Origin of the sequence: Anaerotignum sp. (assembly GCF_031981185.1) — a bacterium.
In the GTDB taxonomy this organism is placed as follows: Bacteria; Bacillota; Clostridia; order Lachnospirales; family Anaerotignaceae; genus Chakrabartyella.
This window is the reverse complement of the sequence record NZ_DALYUL010000031.1, coordinates 20414-26114: the sequence shown is the minus strand read 5'-3', so window position 1 is coordinate 26114 and position 5701 is coordinate 20414. Positions and strand designations below refer to the sequence as shown.

Here is a 5701-nt window from a genome sequence, read left to right as displayed (position 1 = left end):
GGTGGATGGCGCTGGATAGAACATTTTCTGTTCCTAAAATATTGGTTTTCACAGCCTCTAAAGGGAAAAATTCGCAAGACGGAACTTGTTTCAATGCAGAGGCATGAAATACATAATCTACGCCACGCATGGCGTTTTCCACACTATCAATATCTCGGACGTCGCCTATATAAAATTTTAACTTATCATTTTTATATAACTTTCGCATATCATCCTGTTTTTTTTCGTCTCTAGAAAAGATTCGAATTTCTTTTATTTCATTATTAAGCAGAAACCTTTTGGCGACAATATTGCCAAAAGAACCAGTTCCTCCGGTAATGAGCAATATTTTGTCATCAAAATTTTCAGACATACTAACCACTCTCCAAAATAGATTCTTAGTAAGTATAGTATGATAGGATCCATCTTTTGTGAGCGGTGCTTAGGAGGGGGAGAAAAGGGGAAGATAGTCAGAAAGAAGATGATCTGGTTAGAAGATTTTTGAAAATAATGGATGTTGAAAAAACATGATTAGAGGCTCCTTTGAAATTCGCATATATATAAAGCTGTTGGAAACAATAGCCTGTGGAGGTGTTATGTTATGGCAGCACGTAAATCGGTAATCACTTTTGGTATGGTAGCAATTCCTATTTCTATGTTAACAGCCACCCAAGACAACGACATACATTTTAATCAATTGCATAAAGAAGACAATAGCAGGATTCGTTATAAGAAAACATGTGCCCATTGTGGTAAGGAAATTTCTACAAATGACATTGTTAAAGGTTACGAATACGATAAGGATAAGTATGTGGTAATCACAGACGAGGAGATTGAAAAGATAAAGACGGAAAAGGAAAAGTCTATTCAGATTTTGCATTTCGCCCAGTTAAACCAAATTTCTCCTGTGTACTATGAAAAAACCTATCAGGCGGCACCAGAGCCAGGGGGTGAAAAGGCGTTTGAGTTGCTTAGGTCAGCACTGATGAGTGAACAAAAGATTGCCATAGGAAAAACGGTTATCGGAACCAAGGACACACTAATGGCCATTATTCCAAGGGAAGAGGGTATTTTGATTTCCACCATGTTCTATGCCGATGAAATAAAGGAGATACAAAAGCAGTACAATAAGCCTGAGGTATCAGAACAGGAATTAAACATGGCAAAAACATTGATTAGCTCAATGGACACACCTTTCGACCCATCTAAATATAAAGACGAATATCAGGAGAGGCTACGTGAATTAATTGAAATAAAAATATCAGGCAAGGAGATTGTTGCATCGGAATCTGATGGTGCGGCAAAAGTTATCGACCTTATGGAAGCCCTGAAAGCTAGCGTTGAAAAAGCAAAAAGTGATAAGGAATCGGCATAATTATGGATGTGAAACTCAAGGAATATCAAGAGAAAAGAAATTTTGAAAATACGTTGGAACCTGAGGGGTTAGAAGGAAGCAACGAAGAAGCCTTAAATTTTATGGTTCAGCACCATATGGCACGGAGAGACCATTATGATTTTCGCTTGGAATGGGCTGGTGTTCTTTTAAGTTGGGCAGTGCCCAAGGGGCCATCCTATGATACCCGGGAAAAAAGACTTGCCGTGCAAGTGGAAGACCACCCTTTAGCATATAGGAATTTTGAAGGTACGATTCCAAAGGGAGAATACGGTGGTGGCGTTGTTATGCTTTGGGATGAAGGTTTTTGGGAGCCTTACGGAAATGTAGAGGAGGGTCTTCGAAAAGGGGAGCTGAAGTTCACATTGCAAGGAAGGCGAATGAAAGGGAAGTGGGCGTTGATTCGATTAAAAAGAAAACCAAATGACGCAAAGGACAATTGGTTATTGCTCAAAGAAAAAGATGAATACGCCAAGACTACCGATGGAACATCAGAGTTTATTACAAGCATTCGTACGGGACGTACCATGGATGAAATTGAACAGGGTGAAATGAAGAGATTTACCCTTAATCCTTTTAATAAGGTTGATGTACAACTGGCGAAGTTAGAGAACAAAGTTCCTGATGGGGATGAGTGGATTTATGAAATGAAATATGATGGCTATAGGATTGTGGCATTTGTTGAGAGCAATCAAGTCCGTCTAGTTACAAGGAATGGCATTGACTATCAGAAACGGTTTTATGATATAGCTTCATCCCTAATTAATTGGGCAGGAGGCAGGTCTATGGTTTTGGATGGCGAAATGGTGATTACGGATGCGTCAGGTAAAACCGACTTTCAGGCTTTGCAAAACTATTTGAAAAATGGGAAGTCTGAAAAATTGACTTATATTGTTTTTGATCTTCTTGCTTTGGATGGGGAGGACTTGCGAAATCATACCATAATGCAACGGAAAGAAATTCTTGAAATGCTAATGAAGGATGCTCCTTCCAATCTTTATTATAGTCGCTATATCAGGGGAATGGGGAAAGAAAGCTTCGCCGCCGCTTGTGAGTCTGGCATGGAGGGTATCGTTGGGAAAAAGGTTGATTCTATTTACAGTGGAAGCAGAAATGGTGACTGGATTAAGCTGAAATGTGAAAAAAGGCAGGAGTTTGTAATTGGTGGGTATACACGAACAGATAAAAAATCATGGGGAGTAAGTGCCCTTCTTCTTGGGGTTTATGAGGGTGAAAGTCTTATTTATGCAGGACGAGCAGGTACGGGAATGAGTGAAAAGGAAAGGAGGGAACTGGAAGAAAAATGCAGTCATTTCAAAAGAGCAGATTCTTCCTTTCAAATTCCCCCAAAAGCTAGGACACAGGAGGAGGTCACTTGGCTTGAGCCTTCGTTGGTAGCTGAAATTAAATTTGCAGAGTGGACAAAAGAAAATTTATTAAGGCAAGCGAGCTTTCAGGGGTTACGAATGGATAAAAACCCAAAAGAGGTAAAAAGGGAAACACCAGAAAATGAAATAGCACCTGCATTTTCTGCTAAGGAAGGAGCGGGGCGAATGGAAGGAAAGAACAGCGTTATGCTTGGAGGCGTTAAAATTTCAAATCCTGATAAGATATTATATGACCAACTTATGATTACGAAAGCAGATGTTGTGCAGTATTACGAAAAAGTCTTGCCCCGTATGCTACCATATGTAAGTCATAGAATTTTAACCACATTGCGTTGTCCTAAGGGTGTTTCTCAAACTTGTTTTTATAAAAAGCATCCAACATCAGAGAGCAAAGGGATTGTTAATGTTCCCATTGCCAATGGAAAAGGGGAATCGGAAGAGAACTTTTATGTCGAAAATGGATTTGGAATTTTATCTGAGGTTCAAATGGGTACTTTGGAATTTCATACATGGGGAAGCTCTGTAGAGACCCTGGAAAAGCCTGATATGATGGTGTTTGATTTGGATCCTGATGAAGATATGGAGTTGAGTCGGGTACGCCAAGGGGTACTGGATGTTAAAAATATCCTAAATGAGCTTTCTTTAGACGCATATCTTAAGACAAGTGGGGGAAAGGGTTATCATGTGGTTGTTCCTTTAAAACCTAGTGTTAGTTGGGATGCCTTTCATGACTTTGCCAAGGGAGTTGCTATAGTGATGGAACAAAAATGGCCTGACCGTTATACCAGTAATGTCAGAAAGGCTAGTCGAAAAGGAAAGATATTCATTGACTGGATTCGAAATGGAAGAGGTGCCACCAGTGTAGCGCCCTATTCTTTAAGAGCAAGAAAGGGTGCAAAAGTGTCAATGCCCATTCTATGGGAAGAACTAGATACCATAGCGCCTGATGGCGTTGACATGAAAGAGGCTCTTTTGAGGATTCAGAGAGATGATCCGTGGAAAGATTACTTTAAAAATGAACAAATGCTGAAATAAAGATAATAGTAAAAAAGCTTATATTTATGTTTTGACTTAGGCATAAGCATACTCAATTGCGAAAATAGATAGAGTGTTTGAATTTCATATGAAAATAGATTGTGAAGTGTCATTGATAGTATAAATGAAAACAAAAATAATTCTAGATTGCGAAATACCTTTCGAATGATGAGCAGACATGTTTTGTTTTATGTAAAAGGTATGTGTGTATTTTTGATTCGGAAAGTTCCAAAAGCTTCTTGCAGAATCTCAATAATCAGAGTTTTTTATAAAAATTTGCAGTAATGATGTTGATTGATATAGAATGGAAGTAAAGTTACTGCATAGGATCAATCTATGCGTTAAGGAGAGATAGCACATGAATATTGTAGATTATGCAGAATCCCAAATGGATGATTTTAAAACCACTAAGTTCAATCTTGTAGATAGCCTTATTTTATCTCAATTTGTCTATATCCATTTTAATGAAGTCGTACCATGGTTTATGGATAAGCAAACACCAGTAAGAATTGGAGATTTGCTCAAAGCAGAACATATCCCTAAGATGCTGAATAGCGTGCGAGACGCAAAGAGCAATCATCGACTTCTGCTTGCCCTTGGTATGAGCCCAAGGTTTCGAGATATTAGAATGTGCTGCTATTCAGATAGCTTAGACGCAACCATGCAGAAGCAATTTGCGGCTGTTACCTACTTACTAGATGACGAGACCGCTTATGTTGCATATCGAGGTACAGATGCTACAATTGTAGGATGGAAAGAAGATTTCAATATGGCTTTTATTACGCCTGTTCCTGCACAGCAAGAGGGCGTTTCTTATTTGAATGCTGTTGCTGACCAGTTTCCTCATGCTTTCATGGTAGGTGGACATTCTAAAGGAGGCAATATTGCCGTTTATTCTGCTATGGAATGCCATCAAGGGGTTCAAGATCGTATTGTAAGTATTTACAGTCATGACGGCCCGGGCTTCAGAGATGAAATATTTACCAGCGAAAAATACGAAAGGATTAAATCAAGGATCCACAAAACCTTACCCCAATCCTCTTTAGTGGGCATGCTCTTGCAACTGCAGGAAGATTATGTTGTGGTGGAGAGTAACGAGTTTTGGATTATGCAACATGATCCTTTTTCATGGGTAATCAATAAAGGTGACTTTCAATATACACAAGGTATCACGGAGGGAGCAGAGCAAATCAATAAAGTGATTAATCAATGGCTCTTATCATTAGAAGATGAAAAGCGAAAGCTTTTTATAACAACGCTTTATAAAGTTATTGAATCTATGGGGGTTGAGAGCTTCAATAATTTTAATGAGGAATGGCATAAAAAGGTATTTACAGCTATGGGTAGCGTAAGAGGAATTGACCCAGAAACTAGGCGCTTTGTTTTTGAAACCATAATTTCGCTTTTTACATTATATGTAAAGAATTTACGATTCCTTTAAGGAAACATATAGAAATGGTGGATTTACTTACTGGTGTCTGAAATACTAAGAATTCACCGTCCCCTTGAAAAATTTGCTGCATTTTCGCGCTAAGCTGAAATGTTATAATAATTACAATAAATATGGCTTTCGTTTGGCAAAATTCCTGCTTAAACGGAAGCCTGTTTTTAAAACAATATATCAGCATTTTAAAGATAGGAGTGATAGGTAAGGTTTTAAAGGCAGCAGAAGCATTTTTTAATGTTTGTTATAAATGTAATTGACTAGACAAATTTTTTTAGGACAAATAAACTATTTTCCAACAACACAAACAAACCGTAGAATACCTCTAATAAGTAACCCTAAAGAGAAAAAATGTGTTATAATATGGAAGTAAAATTAGCCTTGATAAATGGAATGCCCAAGTTGTAATGAAATGGTTTCGTAAGACAAAATACATGCTTTGTGGAAAATGCAAAACCTGTT

Annotated in this window: 4 protein-coding genes; 3 read left to right on the top strand and 1 reads right to left on the bottom strand. The window is 38.2% G+C overall.

Features of this window, described 5'->3' with window-relative positions:
* Nucleotides 1-352: polysaccharide biosynthesis protein (locus RTK36_RS14465; protein WP_331655078.1), on the bottom strand; the 352-nt coding region annotated here is incomplete at its 3' end.
* Between the two features lie 228 nt (nucleotides 353-580).
* Between RTK36_RS14465 and ku the strand changes: the two genes are divergently transcribed.
* From ku to RTK36_RS14450, 3 genes are all read left to right on the top strand, one after another.
* Nucleotides 581-1354, top strand: a complete 774-nt coding sequence (gene ku / locus RTK36_RS14460; RefSeq protein WP_312047944.1) for a non-homologous end joining protein Ku — start codon at nucleotides 581-583, stop codon at nucleotides 1352-1354.
* A 2-nt stretch (nucleotides 1355-1356) separates the two neighbouring features.
* Nucleotides 1357-3795 (top strand): DNA ligase D, encoded by a 2439-nt coding sequence (gene ligD, locus RTK36_RS14455; RefSeq protein ID WP_312047943.1) that lies wholly within the window; start codon nucleotides 1357-1359, stop codon nucleotides 3793-3795.
* A 358-nt stretch (nucleotides 3796-4153) separates the two neighbouring features.
* On the top strand, nucleotides 4154-5236 hold the full coding sequence (locus tag RTK36_RS14450; RefSeq protein WP_312047942.1) for a DUF2974 domain-containing protein: 1083 nt from the start codon (nucleotides 4154-4156) through the stop codon (nucleotides 5234-5236).
* Nucleotides 5237-5701: the final 465 nt, after the last annotated feature.